At 61.4% G+C, this 1,251-nt stretch carries 2 protein-coding genes; both read right to left on the reverse strand.

From position 1 onward, the window contains the following. Positions 1–364: 364 nt before the first annotated feature. On the reverse strand, positions 365–985 hold the full coding sequence (locus AB0E07_RS39840; protein ID WP_362263390.1) for an antirestriction protein ArdA: 621 nt from the start codon (positions 983–985) through the stop codon (positions 365–367). A gap of 65 nt (positions 986–1,050) precedes the next feature. Further along, positions 1,051–1,251: hypothetical protein (locus AB0E07_RS39845; protein WP_362263392.1), on the reverse strand; the 201-nt coding region annotated here is incomplete at its 5' end.

A 1,251-nucleotide genomic window follows, 5' to 3' on the forward strand; every position in this document is an offset into this window, starting at 1 on the left:
GGTCCGTTCATGCAGGACCAAAACCTCCCGCTCGAATACCAAGAACGGGCCGAACTGGTGGACGCGGAGGGCCACGTTGACGATCACCAGGGTCGAGTTTGCGGTGAAATCTGCGTTACGCATATGTAAGTCTCCTGTTATGCAAGTGCTACAAATGGAACAATGAGTGCCAAATATCGAGATTGGCCTTATGATTAGGGCTGAAGGGCGTGATCGCCACTCCCGACCCCAAGGACCATTCGATGATTGACCCCCGCGTAGAAGTCGCCATTACGGCCCTTCACCTAGTCGTATGGGTGTGGACTAGCTCGGTGCCGGCGCATCGCACATACCTGTATTGGCGCAGGGTCTTGCGGAAGCGGCGTTAGCGGCTCCAGAAGTAGAAGCCGCTCACCTCAAACGCGTCACCGTTGAGCCGAATGTCGCGGCCATAGCTCTCGTAGTCGAAGTAGCGGGAGAGGGCGTCGGGCACGTCGTGAAGAAGCCTCGATTCGTCCACATAGTTCTCGGCAAAGTCGGCCCAGCTATCGAACTGGTCCGCGTAGGCTTCGTGGAACTGCTCCACGGTCACATCGTCGAGGCCCTCGTGGTCGCAGAAGGCCGTGTAGGCGGCGCGTTCGGTGTCGTTGTGCAACTCGTCCAGCCGCTCTTGCAATGCGCACAGCTTGTCCAGGTCGGGGTGCTCGCCCCAGGTATCCCCGAACACGTCGTCGTAGTCGTGGACGGCCCACTCCTCGGCGCTGGCGACCTTGCCGCTTCCGCCACACGCCGTGCATTCCGCCCCGCCGAATACTCGGGGGACGTATGTGGTTCCAGTACCGCCGCAATCCGGGCAATCAACGGTCACGTTCGGGTGCGGCGACTCGCGCAGGATGCGGGCAATCTCATCGCGCACGTCGTCGGCGTCGCGTCCCTCCAAGTTGATCCACTCGCCGTGCAGGACGCCAGCGTTATATGAGGCAAGGCAGGCAACGTATATTTGCATGGTGTGCTCCAGAAATGAAAAGGCCCGCACTAGGCGGGCCTCGGGGCACAACGGGGTGTTGGGGGTTAGGCGGCTGCGACGCGCGCCGTCACCTTGCGGTTGACACGTTCTGCGAGCGAAGCCAGCCAGTGCAGCGCCTTGGTCGTCGGGAAGATCAGGTTGCGCTTGCGGTAGGCGGGATCAGGGCGCTGCTCCAGGAAGTCAGGCCCCGGCTCGCGGTTACGCTTGATAGACGACAGGTCGAGCACATTGCGGCTCACTGCGGA

The sequence above is a fragment of the Streptomyces sp. NPDC048002 genome (genome assembly GCF_040653275.1).
Taxonomy (GTDB): domain Bacteria; phylum Actinomycetota; class Actinomycetes; order Streptomycetales; family Streptomycetaceae; genus Streptomyces.